The sequence below is a fragment of the Nocardia flavorosea NBRC 108225 genome, from assembly GCF_001613385.1.
GTDB lineage: Bacteria > Actinomycetota > Actinomycetes > Mycobacteriales > Mycobacteriaceae > Nocardia > Nocardia flavorosea.
This window is the reverse complement of sequence record NZ_BDCG01000023.1, coordinates 195783-220245: the sequence shown is the minus strand read 5'-3', so window position 1 is coordinate 220245 and position 24463 is coordinate 195783. Positions and strand designations below refer to the sequence as shown.

At 67.3% G+C, this 24463-nt stretch carries 18 protein-coding genes; 5 read left to right on the top strand and 13 right to left on the bottom strand.

What is annotated here, in order from left to right; all coding sequences use genetic code 11:
• Positions 1-282 precede the first annotated feature (282 nt).
• Genes NFL01S_RS30290 through NFL01S_RS30250 form a run of 9 tightly spaced genes read right to left on the bottom strand, consistent with a single transcriptional unit; the run spans position 283 to position 10442 of the window.
• Entirely contained in the window at positions 283-1608 is a 1326-nt protein-coding gene (locus tag NFL01S_RS30290; RefSeq protein WP_062979717.1) for an MmgE/PrpD family protein, read from the bottom strand.
• Positions 1608-3677 carry an acetate--CoA ligase family protein gene (locus NFL01S_RS30285; RefSeq protein WP_062979716.1) on the bottom strand — a complete coding sequence of 690 codons (2070 nt, stop codon included), beginning with the start codon at positions 3675-3677 and terminating at the stop codon, positions 1608-1610. The genes NFL01S_RS30290 and NFL01S_RS30285 overlap by 1 nt, the downstream gene beginning before the upstream one ends.
• A gap of 4 nt (positions 3678-3681) precedes the next feature.
• Positions 3682-4830: an acyl-CoA dehydrogenase family protein gene (locus NFL01S_RS30280; protein WP_062979715.1), complete on the bottom strand. Its 1149-nt coding sequence runs from the start codon at positions 4828-4830 to the stop codon at positions 3682-3684.
• Complete coding sequence (locus NFL01S_RS30275; RefSeq protein WP_062979714.1) at positions 4827-5654, bottom strand: N-acyl homoserine lactonase family protein; 828 nt, start codon at positions 5652-5654, stop codon at positions 4827-4829. Before NFL01S_RS30275 ends, NFL01S_RS30280 begins: the two co-directional genes overlap by 4 nt.
• Positions 5647-6537, bottom strand: coding sequence for an NAD(P)-dependent oxidoreductase (locus NFL01S_RS30270; RefSeq protein WP_062979713.1), 891 nt, complete (start codon positions 6535-6537; stop codon positions 5647-5649). Before NFL01S_RS30270 ends, NFL01S_RS30275 begins: the two co-directional genes overlap by 8 nt.
• The gene (locus NFL01S_RS30265) at positions 6534-8012 is read right to left on the bottom strand and encodes an aldehyde dehydrogenase family protein (RefSeq protein ID WP_157117109.1); all 1479 of its coding nucleotides are present in this window, start codon (positions 8010-8012) and stop codon (positions 6534-6536) included. Before NFL01S_RS30265 ends, NFL01S_RS30270 begins: the two co-directional genes overlap by 4 nt.
• 1 nt (position 8013) lies before the next feature.
• Entirely contained in the window at positions 8014-8484 is a 471-nt protein-coding gene (locus NFL01S_RS30260; protein WP_062979712.1) for a PaaI family thioesterase, read from the bottom strand.
• A gap of 28 nt (positions 8485-8512) precedes the next feature.
• Positions 8513-9490 carry an NAD(P)H-dependent flavin oxidoreductase gene (locus NFL01S_RS30255; protein WP_062979711.1) on the bottom strand — a complete coding sequence of 326 codons (978 nt, stop codon included), beginning with the start codon at positions 9488-9490 and terminating at the stop codon, positions 8513-8515.
• A 46-nt stretch (positions 9491-9536) separates the two neighbouring features.
• Positions 9537-10442, bottom strand: coding sequence for an SDR family NAD(P)-dependent oxidoreductase (locus NFL01S_RS30250; protein ID WP_062979710.1), 906 nt, complete (start codon positions 10440-10442; stop codon positions 9537-9539).
• A gap of 206 nt (positions 10443-10648) precedes the next feature.
• On the opposite strand from NFL01S_RS30250, the gene NFL01S_RS30245 reads away from it, so the two are divergent.
• The 4 genes from NFL01S_RS30245 to NFL01S_RS30230 all read left to right on the top strand — a co-directional run bounded on the left by NFL01S_RS30245 (position 10649) and on the right by NFL01S_RS30230 (position 17917).
• A complete protein-coding gene (locus NFL01S_RS30245; RefSeq protein WP_062979709.1) occupies positions 10649-11674 on the top strand; it encodes a TIGR03617 family F420-dependent LLM class oxidoreductase in 1026 nt (341 codons plus the stop codon).
• Between the two features lie 252 nt (positions 11675-11926).
• Positions 11927-15349, top strand: a complete 3423-nt coding sequence (gene car, locus NFL01S_RS30240) for a carboxylic acid reductase (protein WP_157117107.1) — start codon at positions 11927-11929, stop codon at positions 15347-15349.
• A 37-nt stretch (positions 15350-15386) separates the two neighbouring features.
• Positions 15387-16409, top strand: a complete 1023-nt coding sequence (locus NFL01S_RS30235) for a zinc-dependent alcohol dehydrogenase family protein (RefSeq protein WP_062979707.1) — start codon at positions 15387-15389, stop codon at positions 16407-16409.
• Positions 16410-16474: 65 nt separating this feature from the next.
• Complete coding sequence (locus tag NFL01S_RS30230) at positions 16475-17917, top strand: MFS transporter (protein ID WP_084493380.1); 1443 nt, start codon at positions 16475-16477, stop codon at positions 17915-17917.
• A gap of 102 nt (positions 17918-18019) precedes the next feature.
• Here the strand turns inward: NFL01S_RS30230 and NFL01S_RS30225 are convergent, their stop codons facing one another.
• From NFL01S_RS30225 to NFL01S_RS30210, 4 genes are all read right to left on the bottom strand, one after another.
• Entirely contained in the window at positions 18020-19207 is a 1188-nt protein-coding gene (locus tag NFL01S_RS30225) for an acyl-CoA dehydrogenase family protein (protein WP_062979705.1), read from the bottom strand.
• A gap of 36 nt (positions 19208-19243) precedes the next feature.
• On the bottom strand, positions 19244-20464 hold the full coding sequence (locus NFL01S_RS30220) for an acyl-CoA dehydrogenase family protein (RefSeq protein ID WP_062979704.1): 1221 nt from the start codon (positions 20462-20464) through the stop codon (positions 19244-19246).
• Between the two features lie 79 nt (positions 20465-20543).
• On the bottom strand, positions 20544-21752 hold the full coding sequence (locus NFL01S_RS30215) for a CoA transferase (protein WP_062979703.1): 1209 nt from the start codon (positions 21750-21752) through the stop codon (positions 20544-20546).
• Positions 21749-22759 (bottom strand): MaoC family dehydratase, encoded by a 1011-nt coding sequence (locus NFL01S_RS30210; RefSeq protein ID WP_062979702.1) that lies wholly within the window; start codon positions 22757-22759, stop codon positions 21749-21751. The genes NFL01S_RS30215 and NFL01S_RS30210 overlap by 4 nt, the downstream gene beginning before the upstream one ends.
• 1211 nt (positions 22760-23970) lie before the next feature.
• Between NFL01S_RS30210 and NFL01S_RS30205 the strand changes: the two genes are divergently transcribed.
• Positions 23971-24453, top strand: a complete 483-nt coding sequence (locus NFL01S_RS30205) for a hypothetical protein (protein ID WP_062979701.1) — start codon at positions 23971-23973, stop codon at positions 24451-24453.
• The last annotated feature ends 10 nt before the right edge of the window (positions 24454-24463 follow it).

The following is a 24463-nucleotide window of genomic DNA, read 5'->3' as shown; positions in this document are numbered from 1 at the left end:
CGCTGCCTGAACGCCGAGACAAACCCTGAGCGATCCCCATGCCGAATGAGGAGATCCCCGGACTCTGGCCTGGAAGCGGCAAGAACCGCAGGCGGCGTTGTCCCGGACCGCGCTACGCCAGGTGGTCGACCAAGAAGCAGGTGGACCGGCGCGCACTGCCACACAGACTGGATCCCTTGTGGTGGGTCCACCTGGCCGAACCAGGGATCATGTCAGCTGTAGGCGCAGGCCGCACTCTCGTTTGCACGCCAACGCCCCGGTGGAGGTATCGCCTCTGCGCGATCAGCCGAGGTCGAGGGTGCGTACCGGCCGACCGGGATCCGTCGCGGCGAGCCGGGCCAGCAGTTCCCTGGCCGACCCGGCCCCACGACCGCTGGCCGTCACGAACTTCGCCGCCAGCTGCTCGTCGTCGAGAGGCTTCTCCGGACTTCCGGAGCGGTCCGGTACCTCGGCGCTGTACCGGTCGCCGTTCACCGAGACGGTCACCCGCGCACCACGCCGGGACGGGAACCGTTCGTCGAACCCGCGATCCACCACCAGGCGGACACGGCGCGTCAGCGTGCGCAACTCCGCGTCGGGTTCGACGCCCGGGTCGAAGGGTTGCGCCGGGTCGTGGGTGAGCGCGGCGGATACCAGGTGCGCGATACTGAACCGCCGTTCGGCCAGGCTGACCGGTTCGGCGATACCCGCCACCGCGACCGCCGCGGAATAGGTCTCGACCAGGATCTCGTCCACCGCGGCCCCCCGGACCCGGTCCCGCAGCGACAGCGCCGCGTCGATCGGCGCGAATGCGTGACCGCAACACTGATACGGCTTGACGGTGATGCGCGCGACGGCCGGCTGCTCGTCCCACTCCGCGAGAGAAGACTGCCACTGTGTATCGGTGCCGGTTGCGACGGCCAGTCCGGCGGGGCCCTCCAGCACGTCGAGTGCCCCGGTCAGCCCGCCGACAGCGGCGGCCGCGGCGGCCACTCCGGCCTGGGCGGCGGCCCCGGCGTGCAGCGGTTTGCCCGCGGCGTCGCTGCGGAACGTCTGCTGGAGGCCACCACACATCGTCGCTGCCAGCGATATCGCGTTCGCGAAGGTAGGAATGTCCGCATCGTGCAGGTCGGCCACGGCGGCCGCCGCGCCGAGGGCTCCCGCGGTGCCGGTCGTATGCCAGTGCGCGTAATGGGCGGGGCCGAGGTCGGTCGCGACCCGGCATCCGATTTCGTAACCGACGGCGATCGCCCGCAACATCCGCCCGACACTCGTATCGAGCCGATCGGCAACCGCCAGCGCCGCGGCCACGGTCGGCGCACCGGGGTGATACAGCCCGGGCGCGTAGATATCGTCGAGTTCTTGGGTGTGGGCCGCGGCACCGTTCACCATCGCCGCCACCGACGGGGCCACTCGCTCGGTGCTGCCGATGACGCGGCTCGGCCCTGCCGCCGGTACGAGTCCCGCGAGCAACGCCCGGGCCGGCAGACCCGTGGAGCCGCCCAGTGCCACTCCGAGCCAGTCCACGAATACCCTTCGCGCCCAGCGTTGTACATCCGGTTCCGCCATCCGCGCCCGGTGCGCGACCGCCTGACCGGCCAGGGCCTCGACCACTCCGGTAGCCGCCATCACCGCTCCTCCGGATAGTACGAGGCCACCGCGTCGACCGCGACGACACCGTCGGCGCGGATCAAGACGGGGTTCAGCTCGGCCTCGGCCACGACCGGGTGCCGTAGCGCGAGCTGGGAGACCGCACTCACCGCGTGCGCCAATGCGTCCAGGTCGCCCCGCGGCAGGCCGCGGTAGCCGGCGACAGCGCGGAACGCGATGACCTCATCGATCATCGCGCGGGCCGTCGCGGGATCGACCGGTGCCGGCCGCACGGCGCTGTCGCGATACAGCTCGGTGAGCACACCGCCGGCAGCGACCAGAACCACCGGGCCGACATCGGGGTCGCGCCGGAAACCGATAAGGGCTTCGGCGACTCCGCTGGTCATCTGTTGCACGAGGACCCGGTCCACTGTCAGGCCCGGCCGGCGCTGCTCGGCCGTTTCACGGATCCGGGTGGCCGCTGCGGCGAGCCCGGGAGCGTCTTCGACACCGAGCACCACACCACCGAGTTCCGATTTGTGCGCCACTGTGGCGTCGAGCAGTTTCACCGCGACGGGGCCGGGGATGGGCAGCTCCGCGGGCAGGTCGTCGAGCCGGACCACCTCGCGCGGGGCGACCTCCACCCCCAACTCCTCGAGTAGAGCGTAGGAATCGTTCTCGTCCAACGGCATCGGCTCAACTCCCGCCGGCGGCACAGCGACCGGCGTGCGGACCGGCGCGTGCCGCGCGAAGGTGGCCGCGATGGCATCCGCGCACGACTCCGGGGTGCGAAATGCGCTGACTCCCTTGGCCCGCAGCATCGCGAGAGCGTCGGGCGCCGCGGGGACCACGAAGGCGGCCAGCGGTGTACCGCGGTCGGCGCATTCGATGATCGGCGCCACGCTGACCTCCGGGGTGAATCGCGCCGAACTTCCGGGGACGGCCACCACGGCATCGAATTCCGGTGCGTCGAGCAGTACTTCGAGGACGGCCTTGATCGTGGCGTACTTGGTTCCGGCGAGGGTGAGGTCGATGAGCGCACCGCCGTGGGTATGCACCCCGAGATCGGCCAGGCGCGCCGCGGTTTCGGCGGACGGCCCGGTGAGGATAGCGCCGCGGTCGGCCAGGGCGTCGACGATCATCGCGCCACCCCCGCCGGTCGTCGATACGACCCCAACCCGTGGGCGCGCCGGCGTATCGGCCACTGGAATCCGCCGGGCCAGGTGCTGGGATTCGAGCAGCGCCTCGAATGTCCGCACGCGGGCGATGCCGAGGGAGGTGAGGAATGCTTCGGCCACCGTATCGTCGCCGGCCAGGGCACCGGTATGCGATACCGACAACCGGGCGCCGGCATCCGACCGCCCGAGTTTGTAGGCGACGACCGGTTTACCGCGTTCGGCGGCCAGCCGGGCGAAGTCGGCGAGATCTTCGGCGTGGGTGAGGTTTTCCAGGAACAATGCGAAGCCGGCGACCTGTGGGTCGTCGACGGCGCTGCGGCAGATCTCGCCCAGCGAGAGGTCCAGCTCGTTACCGGTCGAGACCATCGACGCGAAGCCGAGCCCCATCTCCGCACCCCGCGACAGCAGTGCGCCGAGGGCGCTGCCCGACTGCGAGGCCACGAAGATGTCACCGCTGGGCAGCGAGTCGTCGGCGAAGGCCGCGTTGCCGGTCAATGCCATCCGGCGCGGCAGGTTGGCGATACCGAGGCTGCTCGGTCCGAGCAGCCGCAACGAGGAACCGGCGACGATCTGCGCGAGTTCGGTGCGGCGCCGCCTGCCGTCGGCATCGGTGGGCAGGAATCCGTCGGCGATCACGGTCGCGACCGGCACTCCGAGTTCCGCGCATTCGCGGACCGCCGCTACGGCGGCATCGGCGCCGGTCAGGATCAGGACGTGGTCGGGGATGGTGGGCAGAGCGCTCAGGCTCGGCCAGGCCCGCTCGCCCAGCACCGTTTCGCGGGTGGGGTTCACCGGGTAGACCTCGCCGTCCCAGCCGTGTTCCCGGAGGTAACCGAGTGGTCGTGCGGTCGTCTTTCCCGGTGTGTTGGAGGCACCGACGATGGCAACAGTCCGCGGGTCGGTCAGCGCCCGATAGAAATCCGGTGCCATCCCGTCACCGCGCCCGCTGCGAGAACCGGCGGCCGAAGACGTCCTCGGCGATGCGGTTCTTCAGCACTTCCACCGAACCGCCCGCGATCATCCATCCGCGGGTGCGGCGGAAGCAGTATTCGACGAGTGTTTCCTCGCCGAATCCGGTCGCGCCCATCGCCTGGACCGCGACGTCCGCGGCGAAGAAGCCGGCCTGGTTCGCGGCCAGCTTCGCCATGGCGGTCTCCCCGGCGGTCGGCAGGCCGTCCCGGTCACCGTTGCGCGCGGCACGTTCCAGCAGCAGTTGCGCCGACTCCAGCTTTACCGCGGCGTCGGCGAACATCCACTGCAGCCCCTGGAACTCCGCCAGCGGCCGGCCGAATTGCTCCCGGGTCAGGACGTATTCCTTGGCTCGGTCGAAGGCGTAGCGGCCGACCGCGATCGACCGGGCGCTGTTCCCGAGCCGTTCCACGTTGAAGCCGCTGATCTGCTTCTTGAACCCGCCCTCCCCCAGCAGAACCTGGGCGTCCGGGATGAAGCAGTCCTCGAAGTACAGCGGGCACCAGTGCTCGCCGTTCATGTACCGCGACGGGGGTCCGACGGTCAGGCCGGGGGTGTCGCGGTCGATCAGCACGGAGCCGATACCGCCGACACCCGGTCCGAATCGCAGATACACCAGGTAGACATCCGCGTCGGCACTGTGGGTGGAGAAGACTTTGGTGCCGTTCACCACCCAGCCGTCACCGCGGCGGGTCGCGCTGGTGGTCATCTCGGTGGCGGCCGAACCCGCCTCCGGTTCGCTCATGCCCAGTGCGATCAGCAGATCACCCGAGAGGAGACCCGGCAGGTATTTCGCCCGCTGGTCCGCGGAGGCGTACTGGGCGAACGTGCGGATCGGACCGAAGTTGCCGGCTTGCACGATGTCGCCGCTGCGCGGGCAACCGCTCGCGACAGCCTGGATGGCGGTGACCGCGGCGAGCAGCCCGGCGCCCTGACCACCCAGTTCTTCGGGAATGCTCAGACCGAGCAAACCTTGTTTGGCGAGCAGGCGCGCAGTATCACGCTCGTAGTCCGGTGAATGCGCACGGGACAATGCGTCCGGGGCGAGCTGGTCGGCCGCGAACGCCTCGGTGGCCGTACGGAATTCGGCGAGCACCTCCGGGTCGTCGATCACTGGTTGTCCTCCTGGCTGGGTACGAGCGGGGGCTCGTGCAGTACGGCGATACGGCCGGCCGCATCGGGGTCGAGCAACGGATACTGTTCGAAGAGCGCCGGGTCGTGGCCCGGGACAATGTGGGCGGGCGAATCGGCCAGGAGGCGGATGGTGTCGAACCCGTCGAGCACACCTTCGACATCGACCATGGCCGGGAACGGATTCGCGTCGCGCAGGTTCTCCGCGAAGTGGATGGCGTCCCCGGCCAGCACCACCCGGCCGCGGCCGGTATCGACCGCGACAACCTGTGAACCCCGGGTGTGTCCGCCCACCAGGTCGACCTCGATGCCCGGGAGCACCTCGTGGTGGCCGTCGACCATGTCGACGCGGCCGGCGAACAGCAGGTGGACGAGTTCGGCCACATCGCCGGGCTCGTAGAAATGGCTCAGCCGGTGGTGCCGCATCGCCGAGCCGGTCACATAGGCCATCTCCGCGCTCTGCACCACGATGCGCGCGTCCGGAAAGTCACCGAGGTTTCCGGCATGGTCGAAGTGCAAGTGGGTCAGGACGACCGCGCGGACATCGCTGCGCCGGAACCCGAGCAGTTCGACGGCCGCGCCGGGCCCGAGGTCGAGTTCGCGACCGCGCCGCCGGCCCGACTCGGGACCGAATCCGGTATCGACGACCACGACATCGTCGCCGCGGGCGGCCACCCAGACGATGAAGTCGATATCGCTGTGACCGCACCGGTCCCCCGGCACCAGGAAGTTGTCCTGGGTGCGGCGCTCGCCGCGGCCCATCCGGACGCCCCAGAGCCGCCAGGGCGCGGCGACCGGCTCAGGCATCGCCTTCGACCAGTTTGATCATGACCGGGTAGTAGTTCGCGCCGTACCCGGCGTCGTGGGTGCGCTGCAACAGGTCCATCGTCTGAAGGCCGGCGGAGGCCGGGATATCCGACTCCTCGGCGAGTTTCAGCGCGAGCGCGAGATCCTTGATCGCGTAGTCGACGGGAAACGCTCGTTCGGGGAATTCGTCGACCAGCATGGTGGCCGATGCCGTGCGGCGCAGCGCGAAGCTGTCGGCGGAACCGAGCTTCAGCGTGGAGAACAATGTGTCCGGGGTGACGCCGGCCGCCCGGCCGATCGCCAGCGCCTCGGCCAGCGCGTTCATATTGAGGAACAGCACCATGTTGTTCAGGATCTTCAGAACCTGACCGTTGCCGGTGCTTCCCGCGTGCACGATATCGCTGCCCATACACGACAGCAGCGGCTCGATCTCACGGAAGGTCTCGGCGTCCGCGCCGACCGTGATCAACAGCGTGCCCTCTTCCGCGGCCTGGCGCAGCCGGGCGACGGGCGCGTCAACCAGCGTGGTCCCGGATTCGGCGAGGCGGGTTGCCAGCGTGCGGGTACCCGCGACATCGCTGGTACTCATATCCACGATGATCCGGGGCGGCTGCGCGGCCGAGACGAGTTCGGCACATACGGATTCGACCTGCACGATCGACGGCAACGACAGGAAAACGATATCGGCGGCCCCGGCGACCTCACCGGTGCTGTCCGCTGCCCGCGCGCCCAGTTCCGTGGCGGCCGCCACCGCGGTGGCCACGGGGTCGTAGACGACCACCGGATGGTCACTGCGGCGGATCAGATTCGCGCACATCCGCGAACCCATGACGCCCAGCCCGATGAAACCTAGTGTCGCCGCCTCTGGGCCCGACTCGCTCATGAGATATCCATAATGACGCTCTTGACCTGGGTGTAATGCTGCACCGCCTCGGTCCCTTTCTCTCGTCCCAGCCCGCTGTTCTTGTAACCGCCGAACGGCACCTCGACGCCGGCGCCGATATACCGGTTCACTTGAACCTGACCGGCCTCCAGCCGTTCGGCGACCCGGTGTGCGGTCGCCACGTCGCGGGTGAAGACTCCGGCGGACAGTCCGTACTCGGTGTCGTTGGCGATCGCGATGGCCTCCTCGAGCGTGCCGAATTCGAGGACTGACTGGACCGGCCCGAAAACCTCTTCACGCGCGATTCGCATATCGTTGGTGACGCCCTGGACGAGCGTCGGGTTGATGAACCGTCCGCCGGCCGCCGGCTGGTCACCGCCGGTCACCACTCGGGCGCCGTCCGTCCGCGCCGAATCGATGAAGGAAACGACCCGCTCGAGCTGCCGGTCGGAGATCAGCGGACCGACGTCGGGGTCGTCGAGGCCGTGGCCCACCGACAGTCCCGCCATCCGGGCGGCGAGCAGTTCGACGAACTCCGGCAGCACGGTGCGGTCGACCAGCAGTCGCGTGGTGGCGAAGCAGGATTGACCGGAATTGCGGACCACTGCCTGAGCGCCCGCCCTGGCGGCAGCCGCCAGATCCGCGTCGGCACAGATTATTGTGGGCGATTTACCACCCAGTTCGAGGTTGACACCGATGATCCGGCGGGCGGCCACCTCCCCCACCGCGCGCCCACCGGCAACCGATCCGGTGAACGTGATGTGGCGGATCAGTTCGTGCTCCGTGAGCGCCTTCCCGGTGGGGTCCGCGGCGCCCAGGACCAGATTGCAGAGTCCGGCCGGAAGCCCGGACTCCACCAGCAGCCGGGCAAAATACACCGAGGTCAGCGGAGTCAGCTCCGACGGTTTGACCACCACGGCATTACCCGCCGCCAGGCAGGGCGCGACGCCACGGGTCAACTGGGTGAGCGGCGCATTCCACGGGGTGATGTGGGCTACCACTCCCAGCGGTTCGCGGCGGGTGAACGCGAAAGTGCCCGCGGCCTGCGGCAGCGTCTCGCCGTGGATCTTGTCGGCGAGCCCGGCGTAGTACTCGAAATAACGGGCACTGCCGGCGATATCGGCCTGCGCCTGAATCAGGGGCTTGCCCGAATCGATACTTTCGAGCCGGGCCAGTAGGTCGGCGTCCCGGCGGATGGCGGCGGCGACGACGGCCAGCAGCCGGCCCCGCTCGGCGGGCGATACCGCGCGCCATCGCCGGTAGGCCTCGTGCGCGTCGCGCACCGCGGCGTCGACGACCTCGGCGGAACTGGTCTCGAAACCGGCGATGACCGCACCGGTGGCCGGGTCGTCGACATCCATCCAGCCGCCACGACCCAGCCCCGTGAACTCACCGCCGATATAGGCGGTGAGTACGTCGGTGAGACGTGCTTGCCCCAGAATTTCGGATACTTCCCGCCGGAAAGTCGTCGTCATTTCAGGCTCCTTCCGGGTTTCCGACCCGCGGTCGTTCGCCCGATGCGCTGACTGTCAGCACTGCCTCGGCGAGAACTCGCCCGTCCCGGGTCAGTACCGAGGCACGGGAAAAGTTCAGCCGACGACCCCGTTTGGTGCAGACCCCCTCGACGAGAACTTCGGGCTCACCGGGGGCGACCGATAGATACTGCACCGTCATGGTGACCGTGGTGAATCGGCTTCCGAGGTTGTAGTCGTGGCCCGCCGCGACCGCTCCGCCACCGACGGCGTCGAGCGCTGTCGCCAGCACACCACCGTGGAAAATACCGTCGTGCGCCGAGAGTCGCGGCTGATACTTCAGCCGGGCCCGCACCGTCCCCGGCTCCCAGTCGGTGATGTCCAGACCGATATCGGTGTTGAACGGCACATGCCGGCTCCAGTGCTCCCGGAACCAGGCATCGCGAGCGCTCATCTCTTCAGGGGTCAACGGCATGGGGGCTCCTCTGCACGTCTCTCGCGCGTCACGCCACGACGCTGACCATCGCGCCGGCGCGCGCGATCAACTGTTCGGCTTCGGAAACCATCCTGGTGACCAGTTGATGCACGGTCGGGATATCGTTGATCAGTCCGACGACCAGGCCCGCGGTCCAGATGCCGGCCTCGACATCGCCGGTCTCGTACACGGTGCGGCCGCGCGCCCCGGCGACCAGCTCCCGCACATCCTCGAACTGGCCGCCTTCGTCCAGGATCCGGACAACCTCTTGGCTGACGCTGTTCTTCGCGACCCGGGCGGTATTGCGCAGCGTGCGCAGGATGAGGTCGGTCTCCAGTTCGGTCGCGTCGACCATGGCCTGCTTGACGTTCTCGTGGATGGGCGCCTCGGCGGTGCACATGAACCTGGTGCCCATATTGACACCTTCGGCACCGAGCATGAGCGCCGCCGCGAGCCCGCGCCCGTCGCCGATACCGCCGGACGCGATGATCGGAATTTCCAGGGCGTCCCGGGCAGCCGGGATCAGCACGAGATTGGTGACGTCGTCCTCACCGGGATGCCCGGCGCATTCGAAACCGTCCACACTGACCGCGGCGACACCCACCTGCTGAGCCTTCACCGCGTGCCGCACGCTGGTGCATTTGTGGATGACCTTGACCCCGGCTTCGTTGAAGAGATCCATGAAGGGCTCCGGGTTGGAACCGGCCGTCTCCACGACCTTGATCCCGCAGTCCACAATGGTTTCCGCGTACTCGCGGTGCGGCATCGGGCGGATCGACGGCAGCACAGTGAGATTCACGCCGAAAGGCTTGTCCGTCATATCGCGGCACCGGGCGATCTCGGTACGGAGATCGGCCGGAGTCGGCTGGGTCAGGGCGGTGATCATGCCCAGTGCACCGGCTTCGGCGATCGGCGCGACGAGCTCCGCGCGCCCCACCCATTGCATACCGCCCTGCACGATGGGATGGTCCACGCCGAATATTTCTGTAATACGGTTCGAGATCACGCGTCTCGCCTCTCTTGAATTTCCGACACCGAGTTGTCTGCTGTGTTCACCGGTGGTAGGCCCGGCCCCGGGGCGCCGCGCCGTAGAGGCGCGGTACGGCGGCCACCAGCTCTTCCGGTGTGAGCGCCCGGCCGCTGCTGCTGGCGTATTCGCCCTCGATCGCCCAACCGGTCAGGCGCTGGAACTTATCGCCGTCGACGCGCACCACCTGGCCGGTGAGCCAGGCCGATTCGTCCGAAGCCAGGTACGCGACAACACCCGAGGTGTTCGCGGGGTCGCGCGGATCGAAACCGTCCGCGCGCACGTCGGCCTCGACCGAGCTGATTCCTTCGGTCATCCGGGTGGCGGCGATGGGTGACACCACGTTGGCCGTTACCCCGTAGCGAGCCATTTCGAGTGCGGTGATCGTCGTCAGCGAGACGATCCCGGCCTTGGCGGCGCCATAGTTTCCCTGACCGACATTGCCGAACAGGCCGGTTCCGGAGGTGGTGTTGACGATGCGGCCGCTGACCGGCTCACCGGCCTTGCTCGCCTCGCGCCAGTATGCGCAGGCGTGCCGGGTGAGAACGAACGTGCCCTTGAGATGGACATCGATGACCGCGTCGAACTCTTCCTCCGACATCGAGAACAGCATGCGGTCGCGCACGATTCCGGCATTGTTCACCACGATGTCGAGCCGGCCGAACTGCTCGACCGTCGAGTTCACCATGCCCTCGACACCTGCCCAGTCCGTCACCGAGGTGCCGTTCGCCGTGGCGGTGCCGCCGGCTTCGGTGATCTCGCGCACGACGTCGTCGGCCGGGCTTTCTCGGCCGGGCTCACCGTGCAACCCGGCACCGATGTCGTTGACGACGACGGTGGCACCGGCGGCCGCCAGCGCGAGGCAATGGGCGCGGCCCAGACCGCGCCCCCCACCGGTCACGATCGCGACCTTTCCTTCGAGCATGCCCATTGGTCGAGTTCTCCTCACCGAGTCGAATCAGTTGGTGGACGGTCGCCGTCCCGCTGCCGGGCAGCCGGACGAAGGCTGCCAGCGGGGCCTTCGTAGGAGAACCATCCCGCAGGCCGAACCTACAACCGAAGCCCACAAATAGCCATAATATCTATCTATTTAATGGCCACGCAACCGGCCTGCACAAACGAAGGAAGGGCACGATCGTGAAGTTCGATATAGCGCGGAGCGCGGGACCCTGGGCGCAGACCGCAACCATCGCCCGCGCCGCCGCGGACGCGGGCATCTCGGGAATGGTGTTCACCGAGACGACACAGACGCCTTGGATGTCGGTCGCGGCCGCCGCCGGGGCGGCACCCGAACTCGACCTCGCGACGGGTATCGCCGTCGCCTTCCCCACCAGCCCGATGGTCACCGCCCTCACCGCGTGGGAACTCGCCGGCAATACCGGCGGCCGGTTCCGGCTGGGCCTCGGCACCCAGGTCCGCGCGCATATCGAACGCCGGTACTCGGCCGAGTTCGACCACCCGGGCCCACGGCTACGCGACTATGTGACGGCAGTGCGAGACTGCTTCGCCGCCTTCGCCGGCGACCGGCCGCTCGACCACGCGGGACCGTTCTACCGGATGAACCTGCTGCCACCCGCACGCACACCCGAGCCGCACGGTCATCACATACCCATAGACATTTCGGCGGTCGGCCCGTGGATGTGCCGGATGGCCGGCGAGGTGGCCGACGGTGTCCATGTCCATCCGCTGCATTCGGCGCACTACCTGCACGAGCGACTGCTGCCCGCGGTCGGCGAGGGATGCGAACTGGCGCAGCGGGCGGTGGATTCGATCGACTTCATCATCCCGGTGTTCATCGTGGCCGGGGACACCGCGGCGGAACGCGCCCCGCTGCGCCGCGCCGCCCTCGACCAGATCGCCTTCTACGGGACCACCCGCGCCTTCGCGTTCCAGTTCGACGACCTCGGGTTCACCGGACTGTCGGCCGCTCTGCACGAACGCCTGAAGCGCGGAGATACCGACGGCATGCGCGACCTCGTGACCGAGGACGTGCTGGATCACTTCGCCGTGGTCGGCCGCTGGGACGAAATCGCCGACCGGCTCACCGACCGATACGGCGGCATCGCCGCCCGCATCGTCTGCCCCCTCGCCGAGGACTCGATGCAGTCGGACCCGGACGCGCTGGGCCGCTGGGGCGAGGTCGCACGGTCGCTGCCCCACTGACCGCCGAGGACCGGCGCAGTACATGCCGGCATCCGACAGTCGGCAGCAGGGAATTTGAGCGAAAACGCAAACAGTTAACTAATCAACCCGTTAATGTCGTTCGCACGGCTACCGATCGTAGCCCTCGCAAGCGCACGACCGCCGGCAACGAACACCGTCGCGGTGGGCACCGAAGTCGGCGTCGCTCGTACAGAGAACAAACGGGAGTTGTAAGCCATGAGCACTGGCCAGCCGGAGGCACGGCGCAATCGCATGAGTACAGCCGACGCGAACCAGGCCAATGATTCCCAGCCGGGCCAAGGGCTGGCCCAGGCAATCGACGCGGTCATGACCAGATACGCGGATCGTCCGGCACTCGCCCGCCGCGCCACCGAACTCGTCGAGGATTCCGCGACCGGCCGCCGGTCCCGCCATCTACTGCCGGAGTTCACCACCCTCACCTATCTCGAACTGTGGTCTCGAGCCCGAGCGATCGCGACGGCATGGTCCGAACAGGGAGTGAAACCCGGCGATCGCGTCGTCGCGATCGGATTCGCCAGCGTGGACTACGTGACGGTCCACCTCGCGGTTGCCGCCCTGGGCGGGGTCTTCGTGCCCCTGCAGGCGGGGGCGCCGGTCGAGCCGTTGCGCGCCATCGTGGCCGAAACCGAACCCCGAGTGATTGCGGCGAGCACAGAACACCTCGCGAAAGCCGCCGCGCTGGTGCCGGCGGCCGGCACCAGGGCATCGGTCGTTCTCTTCGACGACGACCCCGATGTCGACGACGACCGCGAATCGATCGAAGCAACGAGCCGGGAGTTCGGCGATATCCCGCTCGAATCGCTGCGGGAGATCGAATCCTTCGGGCGGACCTTACCCACCGCACCGCTGTACGTGCCCGACGCCGGCGCGGACCCGCTGACTCTGCTGATCTACACCTCGGGCAGTACCGGCGCTCCCAAAGGGGCCATGTACCTCGAAAACATGCTCCTGAAGTACTGGACCGGCAAGGTTCCCCAGATCAGTCAAGGCAAGGCGCCGGTCATTCTCAGCTATATGCCGATGGGCCATATGTTCGGCCTCGCGACCCTCTGGCGTACCTTCCAGCGTGGCGGAACCAGCCATTTCACCGCCCACTCGAATCTGTCGACGCTCTTCGAGGACATCGCACTGGCAAAGCCCACCGAGTTCTACGCGGTCCCCCGCATCCTGGACCAGATCTACCAGATCTATCAGAGCGAACTCGCCAACCGCCGCGGCGAATTCAGCGATCCGGAGCATCTGGACGCGGCCGCGAAAACCCACGTCCGCGAAACCGTTCTCGGCGGGCGGATCCAGGAAGCGAGCGTCGGCAGCGCACCGATCTCCGCGGAGATGAAGGAGTTCGTGCACTCCTGCCTCGGAGTGCCCTTGCGCGACGCCTACGGTATGACGGAGACCGGGAACGTACTGCGGGACGGCAAGATATCGAGTCCACCGGTAATCGCCTACAAGCTCGCCGACACACCGGAACTCGGCTATCACCGCACCGACAAGCCGTATCCGCGGGGTGAACTGCTGGTCAAAACCGAGAACATCATTGCCGGCTACTATCGGCGTCCGGAGCTCACCGAGTCGATGTTCGATGCGGACGGCTTCTACCGGACCGGCGACATCATGGCCGAAGTCGGCGAAGGCGAGCTGGTCTATGTCGACCGCCGCAACAATGTGCAAAAGCTTTCCCAGGGCGAGTTCGTCACCATCTCCCAGCTCGAGGAAACCTATACCGACGACCCGGCGATCCGGCAGATCTACGTATACGGCAACAGCGCCCAGGCGTACCTGCTGGCGGTGATCGTGCCGACCGAGGAAGTGGCGCGCACCAGCGGCAGCGCCGAGGCGCTGCGGTCCCGGTTGAGCGAGGCGCTGCAGTCGAGCGCGAAACGCGCGGAGCTGGAATCCTACGAGATCCCACGTGATTTCCTGATCGAGGAAGAGCCCTTCAGCACCGCGAACGGGCTACTGTCCGAGGTCGGGAAGCTGTTGCGGCCACGCCTGCGCGAACGGTACGGCGAACGGCTCGAAGAGCTCTACGCCACCCTCGCCCGCGGTGAAGCCGACGAGCTACAGGCACTGCGAACCGGCGGTCCCGATCAGCCGGTATACGAGACGGTCGGCCGCGCCGCGCAGGCACTGCTCGGCTGCCCGGGCGCCGATCTGCGCCCGGATGCGCATTTCACCGACCTGGGCGGGGACTCGCTGTCCGCACTGACGTTCTCGAATCTGCTGGCGGATATCTTCGAGATCGATGTGCCGGTTTCCGTGGTGATCAGTCCAGCGGTCACGCTGGAAACACTCAGCGACTACATACGTGCCAAGCGCACCGAAACCGACACCCGTCCGACCTTTGCCTCCGTGCACGGGGCCGGAGCGACCGAGATCCGGGCCGGCGACCTGACATTGGATCGCTTCATCGATACGGCGACCCTCGACGCGGCCGCACGCCTGCCCGCCGCTGCGAGCGGCGCGCCCGAGACCGTCCTGCTTACGGGTGCGACCGGCTACCTCGGCCGGTTCCTGTGCATCGATTGGCTCGAAATTCTCGCCGCACGCGGTGGAAAGCTCATCTGTCTCGTGCGCGCGACCGACGAAGCGGCGGCCCGTCGGCGGCTCGAGGAGACCTTCGACACCGGCGACGAGTACCTGCTCCGGCATTACCGGGAACTCGCCGCGAACCACCTCGAAGTACTCGCGGGCGACCTCGGCGAATACCGGCTGGGGCTCGGCGAAGATACGTGGCGACGGCTGGTGGACGAGGTCGACGCCATCGTCCACCCCGGCGCACTGGTCAATCACATGCTTCCCTACGACCAGCTCTTCGGCCCCAATGTCATCGGTACCGCCGAACTGATCCGCCTGGCAATCACCGGCCGGATCAAGCCGTTCACGAACCTGTCCACCATCGCTGTCTCGCACGATATCGAGCCGGCGCGGTTCGACGAGGTCGCCGATATCCGGGTCGTGAGCCCGGTCCGCCGTTGCCACGACGGTTACGCCAACGGGTACGGGAACAGCAAATGGGCCGGCGAGGTCCTGCTGCGTGAGGCATACGAACGTTTCGGCCTCCCGGTGACGGTCTTCCGATCCGATATGATCCTCACCCACAGCCGGTACACCGGACAGCTCAATGTGCCCGATATGTTCACCCGGCTCATGCTCAGCATCGTCGCCACCGGCCTCGCGCCCCGATCCTTCTACAGCGGCGCGGTGGACGGCGCCCGGCCACGTGCGCACTACGACGGTCTGCCCGCAGATTTCAGTTCAGCGGCGGTCACCACCCTCGGCGGCAACACTGCGGGGTATCACACCTACCACCTGATCAACCCCCACGACGACGGCATCTCCCTGGACACCTTCGTCGACTGGCTCATCGAGGCCGGCCACGGTATCCAGCGTCTCGACTACGGCGACTGGCTGAAACGGGTCGAGGCCGTCATGCGCAACCTCCCCGAGAAACAACGGCAGCGCTCCCTGCTGCCCTTGCTGAAGGCCTACGAGCGCCCGTTGCCGCCGGCGAACGGTGCCGCAGTGAACGCCCCGCGGCTTCAGGACGCCGTGGCGGCGACGCCGGTAGCCGGCCACACCGAGATCCCGCACCTCACCCGGGAGCTGATTCTCAAATACGTCGCCGATCTCCGCGCGCTCGGCCTCCTGTGACCACCTGCGCGACAAACCGGCCGAAAGGAAGTAACTCATGCGTGGCGTAGTCCTGCACGCCCCAGGCGATGTTCGCGTCGAACACCGTAACGACCCGGCGATCATCGACCCGACCGATGCGATCATCCGGATCTCCGCAACTTGCGTATGCGGCTCGGATCTCTGGGACTACCGCGGTATCCACCCGGTCAAAGATCCCATGCCGATCGGCCACGAGTACTGCGGGATCGTCGAGGAGGTCGGCGCCGAGGTCACCACCATTCGGCCCGGCCAGTTCGTGATCGGCAGTTTTACCGCCTCCGACAACACATGTCCCCACTGCCTGGCCGGCTACCAGAGCTCCTGCGAGCACCGGCAATACGTCGGCGCCGGCGGGGCCCAGGCCGAGGCGCTGCGGGTACCACTCGCGGACGGCACCCTCGTCGCCACACCCGGCCTGCCCGACGACGAACTCTTACCCAGCCTGCTCACCGCCTCCGATGTGCTGGGCACCGGATGGTTCGCCGCCGTCGCCGCCGGAGTCCGCCCGGGCTCGACGGCAGTGGTCGTCGGGGACGGTGCGGTCGGCCTGCTCGGCGTGCTCTCCGCCCGGCAGCTGGGCGCCGAACGGATCATCGTGATGAGCCGGCACGAGTCGCGCCAGAAACTCGCGCGTGTCTTCGGCGCCACCGATATCGTCACCGAACGCGGCGACGACGGCGTCGCCCAGATCAAGGAACTCACCGCCGGCCTCGGTGCCGACGCGGTCCTGGAATGCGTCGGCACCGGTGAATCTTTCGAGCAGGCACTGCGTTCGGCACGCCCCGGCGGTGGTGTCGGGATCGTCGGGCTACCGCACGGCGTCACCGTCAGCGGGCGGGACCTGTTCCTCTCCCACGTCCGGGTGGCGGGCGGTCCGGCGCCCGTCCGCCGATTCCTGCCCGAGCTGATCGAACTCATCTGGGAAGGCCGAATCGACCCGGGTCAGGTCTTCGACCTGGCGCTGCCGCTGGACCGGGCGGCGGACGGATACGCGGCCATGGATTCCCGCCGAGCCGTCAAGGCGCTCCTTCGGCCCTGACTCCGCTCATCGCGCAGCCTGCACATCACCGGCTGTCGGCCAGTGCGCCCACGAAAGAGTACGCCATGACCCCACATACCTCCGGTCCGCCAGCGGTGAGCACCAAGGTCAGCAGAAGAGCCGGTACCGCGGGGTTTCTCGGCACGCTGATCGAGTACTTCGAGTTCATCAGCTATGGCCATCTCACGATCGTCATCGCTCCGCAGTTCTTCCCCAGTGACAACGAAGCCACCTCGGTGCTGTCGGGCCTGCTGGTGTTCGCGTCGGGCTACCTCGTACGCCCGCTGGGCGGAATCTATTTCGGCTGGCTCGGCGACCGCCACGGACGCCGCGCCGCGCTGGTCGCCACCGTGGTACTGATGGGTGGTGCGTCGGTCGTCCTGGGGCTTCTGCCCACCTATTCGGCGGTCGGGGCCCTCGCGCCGATTCTGCTGGTGATCACCCGCCTGATCCAGGGTTTCTCCGCCGGCGGAGAGATGATCGGCTCGGCGACCTATGTCACCGAATCGGCACCGGAAGCCAAGCGCGGCCTCTACAGCTCGCTCACTCCGCTCGGATCGACCTGCGGTATCGGCCTGGCCGGGCTCACCGCGGGAGTGATCGCCTTGTCATTGACCCCGGAGCAGATGAGCGAATGGGGTTGGCGGATCCCGTTCCTGCTGTGCCTGCCCCTGACGCTGCTGGCCCTCTGGGTCCGGGTGGGACTCGAGGACTCCCCCGAATTCCGCCAGATGGTGGAACAATCGGAGATCACCAAGGTTCCGGTGCTGACCGCCCTGCGCGCATACCCGGCGAACGTCGCCCGTGTCGCGAGCTTCGCGTTGGTGGTGAACGTGGTCGGCGCGGTGGGCACCACCTATATGACGGTCCACCTGATCGCCGACCTGCACATGCCGCGAGCGCAGGTATTCCTCTTGATGGGCGGCATGGCGGTGTTCAACGCGCTGGCGATGCTGATCGCGGGACGGCTCATCGACCGGCTGGGCGCACTGCGGGTACTGGGTATCGGCCTGATCTGTTCACTCGCCGTCGCGCTGCCGATCTTCTGGCTCATCGATGCGACACCTACCCTGCTCGTCGTCGCGCCACTCATGGCGATCTGGCAGTTCGCCGCCGGTACCCAGACACCGCCGATGCTCGGCTTGGCGACCGCTCTCTTCCCGCGGCGGATCCGCTACTCGGGCGCTGCGCTCGGGTTCAACATCGGCGTCATCTTCGGCGCCGGGCTGACCCCTTCCGTCTCGCAGTACCTGATGAACTGGTCCGGAAACAGTTTCGCGCCCGCTTATCTCGTGATAATCGTGTCGCTTGCCGGGCTCGTCGTACTCTTCCTGTCCCGGCGCGCCCTCGGCAACACTCTCGCCGGGCGCAGAGCCCGGACCGCCGATCGCGAAGCAGTCGGCGAGCCACGCGCCGAGCCGGCCGATCCTGTGCGAGCAGGTATCGAAATGGCCGGCGACCCCGCCCCCTGCCGACCCGCCGGAGAAGCGACGGGAACCGGCAGCTGACCTGAATGAAATGAGGGGTACCGGTCGGCGATCCATGGATCGCCGACCGGTACGGCATTTCCGCGATGGATACAGACCCGCCGCGACGGTGCCGGAGTGCGACTATGCGCGGTAGTCGCGCAACAGCCCCTTGCTGATGATGGTTTTCTGGATTTCGCTGGTGCCTTCGCCGATCAGGAGGAACGGCGCCTCCCGCATCAACCGCTCGATCTCGGCGTCCTTCGAATAACCGAAACCGCCGTGGATCCGGAACGATTCCTGGGTGACCTCGGCGCAGTATTCGCTGGCGAGCAGTTTCGCCATACCCGCCGCGACATCGTTGCGAGTGCCGGAATCCTTCAGCCGGGCGGCGTTGACCATCATGAGATGGGCCGCCTCCACCTTCGTCGCCATCTCGGCGAGTTTGAAGGCAATCGCCTGATGTTCGGCGATGGGCTTGCCGAAGGTCGACCGCTGCTGGGCGTAGGCCGCCGCCAGTTCGAACGCCCGGATCCCCACGCCGCAGGCACGGGCCGCAACATTGACCCGGCCCACCTCGACACCGTCCATCATGTGGGCGAAACCCGCGCCGGGCGCCCCGCCGAGGATCGCGTCGGCACCGATGCGGAAGCCGTCGAAATGCGCCTCGGTGGTATCCACTCCCTTGTAGCCCATTTTGTCGATCTTGCCGGGAATCGTCAGCCCGGGGAGCACCTCCCCGTAGCCGACGGGCTTCTCGACCAGGAACGTGGTCAGATTGCGGTGTGGTTTCGCCTCACCCAGATCGGTTCTCACCAGCACGGCCGTCAGGTTCGACGTGGACCCGTTGGTGAGCCACATCTTGTTTCCGTCGATGACGTAGTCGTCGCCCGACCGGGTCGCACGGGTGCGGACGGCCGCGACGTCCGACCCTAGATCGGGTTCGGACATCGAGAACGACCCGCGGATCTCGCCGGTCGCCATCCGCGGAAGGTAGTGCGCCCGCTGTTCGGGGGTCCCGTGCCGGGCGATCATATGGGCGACGATGAAATGGGTGTTGATCACGCCGGATACGCTCATCCAGCCGCGCGCGATCTCCTCGACCACCAGGGCGTAGGTGAGCAGCGACTCCCCGAGACCGCCGTACTCCTCCGGAATCGTGATTCCGAACAGACCGATCTCCTTCATCCGCTCGACGATATCGGCGGGGTAGGTATCGGTGTGTTCGAGTTGCTGTGCGTGGGGGATGATCTCGCGGTCCACGAAAGAGCGGACGGTGGCGAGCATCTCGGCCTGGACCTCGGTGAGGCCCGCGGTGCGGGCGAGGGTCATGCGGTGAACCTTTCGAAAGTGGCGGGGCGGCTCATCTCAGCGCGGCCCTCCGCCGGTCTGCTGTTGGGCCTTGGCCTGCTTCACCAGCTGGGAGCCGATGATCAGGCGCTGGATCTCGCTGGTGCCTTCGTAGAGACGCAGCAGGCGCACATCCCGGTACAGCCGTTCCACCGGGACATCGCGCATATAGCCGGTGCCGCCGTGAATCTGCACGGCCAGATCGGCGGCCCGCCCCACCATCTCCGTGCAGTACAACTTCACCGCCGACGGACCGACCCGCCGGTCCTCGCCGGACACATATCGCGCGGCGACGTCCCGAACCATCGCCCGCCCCGCCTGCACCCCGGTGTACTGATCGGCGATCATCGCCTGGACCAATTGGAAATCGCCGATCGCCGTGCCGCCCTGGGTCGCGGTCGCGGCGTAGTTCACCGACTCGTCGAGTGCCCGTTGCGCAGCCCCGACAGCAAGCGCGGCGATATGCACCCGGCCCCGGGTCAGCGACACCATGGCCGCCTTGTATCCGACGTCCTCACTGCCGCCGACGACCGCCGAACCGGGCACCCGGACATCGTCGAAGTGCACATCCGCGGTCAACGCGCCCTCTTGGCCCATCTTCCGGTCCTTGGCGCCTACCTGGACACCCGGTGTATCCGCTGGCACCAGGAACACCGCGATCCCCGGCCCGTCCGAGTCCGCGGGCCGGGTCCGGGCGAACACCACGAACAGGTTCGCAGACGGCGCGTTGGTGATGAACCGCTTCTCGCCGTTGATCACCCAGTCGTCGCCCTCTCGAACGGCAGTGGTCCGCAGTCCGGCCGGGTTGGATCCCGCGCCCGGTTCGGTGAGCGCGAACGAGGCGACCACCTCGCCGGAGGCGATGGCTTCGAGCCAGCGCTGCTTCTGCTCGTCGGTGCCGTAATTCACCAGCACCTGACCGGCGATACCGTTGTTGGTACCGAACATCGAACGAAACGCCAGCGTCGTGTACCCGAACTCCATCGCGAGTTCCACATCATGGGTGAGGTCGAGACCGAGCCCGCCCCATTGCTGCGGAATCGCATAGCCGAACAACCCCATCGCCGCCGCGTGACGGCGGATATCGTCCGGGATGGCGTCGGTGTCCGCGATCTCCTGTTCGCGCGGTACCACGGTGTCGCGCACGAACGCCCGGGTCTGCGCCAGGATATCGGCGAAATCCTCCGCGGAGACCTCCGGGTCCGTTTCCGCGCCGGAGTTGCTGTCCTCGGCGGTCATCGTTCACTCCTGTTTCTGTCGAATGTGCGGATCGGCGGGAGTTGCCGAACCACTCACGTCTGCCGGGCGCGACCGCGTGTCACTCTGGCGGCCCGCCGAGATATCCGTGTGCGATCAGGTCGTCGATATCGGCCTGCGCCGACCCGAGCAATTCCCGCACCACCGCGGCGCCGTCGGCGCCCAGCAGTGGCGCGGCGCCGGCCCCGAAGTGGCCACCGTCGAACCGTGCCGGCAGACCCGCCGCCAGGTACGTGCCGATTCGAGGCTGGTCCAGTTCGGAGAACAGCGGGTTGGTATCGAGCTCTCCGCCGGTCACCAGCTCCTCGAAACTGCGGTAGCGCTCGAACAGTACCGAGCTGGTTCGCAACGTCTCCTCGACTTCGGCTGCGGTGTGTTCGGCGAACCAGGAGGCGAAAAGGGCGTTGAGTACCTCGCGATGGCGGTAGCGATCGCCGTCGGTCGAGAAGTCGGCGCCCAATGCCTGTTCCAGCGCTTCGATCACCGCTGTCCGTTCGGTGACCCGGACCAGGTCACGCATATGCCGGGGGGTGAGCGCCACGATCATGAAACGCACGCCGTCTGCGGTGACGAAATCGTTGCCGTACGTGCCGTACACCGCGTTACCGGACGGTTCCCGGCCGGCACCGTTGATCTGGACCTCGGTGAGATATCCCAGATACCCGGAAATCGCCAACGCCACATCCGAGAGCGGCAGGTGGATTTCGGCGCCCTGTCCGGCCTGCTCGCGTCGTCGCACCGCCGATACGAGGGCCAGCGCGGCGTACAGACCCGCCGCGACGTCCCAGGCGGGCAGCACATGATTGACCGGAGCGTTATGGTCGGCCGGGCCGGTGATCAGCGGAAATCCGGTGGCCGCGTTCACCGTGTAGTCTACGGCCGCACCGCCGTCCGGGGTGCCGGTGAGCTGCAGGGTGATGACATCCGGGCGTAGTGCGCTCAGCGCCGCATGGCTCAGCCAGTCGCGGCCACCGGCGTTGGTCACCAGCACGCCGCCCCCCGGCGCGGTGATCAGGCGCTGCACCAGGCGCTGCCCCTCCTGACTGCGCATATCGCAGGTCACCGACCGTTTTCCGCGGTTGAGTCCGGTCCAGTAGATACTTTCCCCGGAAGCGGTGAGCGGCCAGCGATTCTTGTCTCCCGCGCCACCGATCGGATCGATTCGAATGACTTCGGCACCCAACTGGGAGAGCGTGAGGCCGCACAGCGGGGAGGCGACGAAACTCGATACCTCGACGATCCGTACGCCGGTGAGGGGCAGCGACGTCATGCCATCAACCCCGTGAATCGCCAGTCCAATACCGGTCGATCCGGTGCCGTCGCATCGTGCGCGTACACAATCGAGCGCAATCGCAGCGCGGTCCCCCGCTCGAGCTCTTCGGCGCCTTCGATGCGCAGTTCGCTGGTGAGAGTGTCCCCTTCGCGCACCGGGCCGGTGTGCTCACACGATTCCCAGTCCAGCACCGTGACCAGGTTCGGCAGCGCCCGGGTCGCCTGGCTCAGCGCGAGTCCGATGGTGTGCCCGCCGTAGACCAGGCGCCCGGCCTCGCCGGCGCGCTCGTCGTGATGGACGGCGGCGATGTTGAGGGTCAGCCGGGCCAGTTCCGGTGCACTCGATACGACATCGCCGCTGCTGCGGAACACCGTGCCCACCGGCGCGGATTCGCCGTGCGGTCCGGGTACCCGCTGCCGGAACACGTCGAGATTCCAGTCCCCGGCCGCATCGGGCCGCAGGAGATCGCCTGCACCGACCGTCGCCAGGTCATCGGCTCGGCGCGTTCTGTCCGCGGCGGCCTCGGCACTCAGTGGGAGCATCGCGCAGCGATGGAAATCCAGGACGGTGCGGCCCTGCTGGTCGGTGGAGGTGATCCGCAGTGCGGCCAGCCCGGTCGGCGCGCGCCCCGGTTTGTGCGAGTTCTCGCGCAGCCCCACCACTTCGGTTCTGGTGTACAACGTATCGCCCAGGACAGGGAAACGATGGAACTGCAATCCCCGGTAGAACAGGTTGGCCTTGACGTGATGGGTCGCCGAGGTCGACTGGCCGATCGCGATATCCCATACGAGCGCCGGATGCGCCACCGGCGCGGCCGAACCGGTTACGGCCTCGGACAGCCCGGTATCGAGCGGCAGGCGGAGACGGTCGCCGATAATCGCCTGGTGGGCCGCCGCCAGCCCGCTGGTCAGCGTGACAGCAGGGGCCGAATCGAAGACGGCACCGTGTTCCAGGTCATCGAAATACGGACCGCCCACGTACTTCCCGTTCGCCGATTGATCCATTGCCACGCGTGGACTACCTCAATCCGTCTCGATACGCACACCCGGCCCACCGGTCCGCCGCGTGCGTCTACAGCACGGACCCGGTTCGATGGAATCGATACTCGCAGCAGCTGCAGGTATATGTCAAGATAATTGCACTAATTGTCCGTACATATGTGATGGAACAGTCGCATGTTTGCAGGCTCGCGGTGCGGCACATGGGCCTCAGCATTCGATTGGCGTTCTTACACAACCGAATCGGCGTGGCAGACACAACTACCCAGCGCATTACCCTCGGCGCCGGACGCTACGGAGCGGACCCGAGAAGAACCCGACGCAGATCAGATTCCCTCACCGCGTGGGCGGCAGACTGCGCAGGGCGAAGCCCTCAGCGGTCGCGCCCGGTACCGGCGAGGAATCCGGACGCCCCGCGGCCGGTGCGCCTCTTCACCCTACGACGACCCAACTCCTCTACCGGGATCCGAGGTGCGCCGGTCCATCTGCAAGGCAAACCGCAGCTGACGTACACCTCGGTCTCGACCTTCCCGCCCACCAGCTCTCGAATCACTGCGGTAGCCGTGGCGGAATATCCGCACTGCGGGCAGTTCTCGAAATAGTCCAGCACCTCATGGACCGACGATCGGGCCACCACCGCACGACCTTCCCGGCCATCGCGATCCCCGCGCTGTTCATTCCCTGCACCAGCCGCCCCGGACGTCTGCACGCCCGAATCCCATGGTGAAACGAAGACCATCTCCGACTCCTTCCGCCGCTGTTCCGGTATCACCGGTGATGTCGGCGAGCGCAACCGCCGCCTCCGGCCGAACGATCATCCGCGATATATCTAATACATTACACTGTAACGAAAATATGACCCGACGGGAAGCGATACCGATGGAACAGCCTCACAGCGCAGTCGATATCCCCCACCCACCAGGGCGGCCGACCCGGCCCCGACACCACCAGGGCGACCGGCGGAAACTGCACATCCGGCCGAGGAGACAGGCCGCCGAGCTGACCGGCGGCCACCGGCGATCAGCTCATATAGATGGCGCTCCCTCGGGAGCCAGGATGGTCACAATAGGTGCATTAGTTATGCTATATCAGCATGGTCGCCAACAGGCCACGGAAGTCGAAGGAGATAGTTGCGTGACCGGGACGTATCAACACCGGAAGAGGAGTGCAGGCGCCGACCCGCTCTCACACCGTCGAACCCGGCTCGGCCGAAACTCGTGACGAAGACGCGGATCGCCGGTATGCACGCCACCCGCACCGATATCGAGGCCGGGGCCGTGCTACCGACCTCGCTCGAACTACTGCGGGCGGTGCGGGGGCATTCGGTCGACGCGGCGGGAGGTCCACTCGCCCGGCTGGTCTCGAGTTATGCACTGCGCCTCGCAGAGCTGCATGCCACGGATATCAGCAAGATGGCGTACACGGACATACGCCCATCCTGTGACAACATCCTCGACCGCCTCGAGACGCTGCTGACGGCCGCGCTGCCGCACCTGCCCGCCGAGGACATACGTGCGATCGGACGCACGATCGAGCGGATCGCCCGCGCCTCGGTCGAGCTACATCGAGCGCTGCGACACCTCGGGGGCGCCGACGACCGGGTACGCCTGATGTGCAGGCAGACAGCGGCACTCGCCGACCATTACACAGACCTGACCCGGCCGGCAGCACTTCGCCAGCCGTGGTTGCCACGCGCGTAGCGCGCACGGA